This window comes from Alphaproteobacteria bacterium HT1-32 (genome assembly GCA_009649675.1).
Lineage (GTDB): Bacteria > Pseudomonadota > Alphaproteobacteria > Rhodospirillales > HT1-32 > HT1-32.
The window spans coordinates 1-1123 of sequence record WJPL01000019.1 but is presented as its reverse complement, the minus strand read 5'-3'; the positions used below and the strand labels follow the sequence as shown (position 1 = coordinate 1123).

Below are 1123 nucleotides of genomic sequence, written 5' to 3'. Positions count from 1 at the left end.
CAGCGTGAACTCAAGGCCCAGGCTGTTCTCGCCATCGGCTGCCCCATGATCAAGGCTGTCCTGCAGCGTGAAGGTGTAGCTGCCGTCTTCATTCAGTTCCACCGTGAACACATCACGGCCGTCGGCTGTCGCCTGCAGGGTCTGCGTTGCCGCATCCCAGCTGTAGGTAACCGCTTCACCCTGGCTGGTCAGACCTGCCGGGCCTTCAAGCGCCCAGTCCAGGTCGTCATACTGCAGCGCCGTCGGTGAGCCGTCGGCTGCACCATCCGCACCGTAATCGATCGTGATCAGGTCACCGTCGAGACCGAGGTCGCCTGTTGCACTGAGGCTCTCCTTCGTGTCGTCCGTGCCGTCGGCCAGATCGTCTTCATCCAGCGTAACCGTATCAGCCACGGTCGGCGTTGCCACTTCAGCCGCTTCCGGAACATCATCGGTCACATTGACACTGAAGGTCTGGCTGATCGAGGTGTCCGCCAGCGTCGACGGATCCAGATCATAATCCGTTGCCGTATCATCGGACGGCGTACCCGTCAGCGTGAACTCAAGGCCCAGGCTGTTCTCGCCATCTGCCGCACCATGATCAAGGCTGTCCTGCAGCGTGAAGGTGTAGGAGCCGTCTTCATTCAGTTCTACCGTGAACACGTCACGGCCATCGGCCGTCGCCTGAAGGGTCTGCGTACTCGCATCCCACTCATAGGTGACCGCTTCACCCTGGCTGGTCAGACCTGCCGGGCCTTCAAGTGCCCAGTCAAGATCGTCATACTGCAGCGCCGTCGGTGAGCCGTCGGCTGCACCATCCGCACCGTAATCGATCGTGATCAGATCACCGTCGAGACCGAGATCGCCCGTTGCACTGAGAGATTCCTTCGTGTCGTCCGTGCCGTCGGCCAGATCGTCTTCATCCAGCGTCACCGTATCGGCCACGGTCGGCGTCGCCACTTCAGCCGCTTCCGGAACATCATCCGTGACGTTCACCGAGAAGGTCTGGCTGATCGAGGTGTCCGCCAGCGTCGACGGATCGAGATCGTAATCCGTTGCCGTATCATCGGACGGCGTGCCCGTCAGCGTGAACTCGAGACCGAGGCTGTTCTCACCATCGGCCGCACCATGATCGAGGCTGTCC

The 1123-nt window shown here is 61.3% G+C and carries 1 protein-coding gene; it reads right to left on the bottom strand.

What is annotated here, in order from left to right; genetic code table 11:
- Nucleotides 1-1123, bottom strand: a 1123-nt coding sequence (locus tag GH722_20660; GenBank protein MRG74174.1) for a hypothetical protein, incomplete at both ends; no start/stop codon positions are given.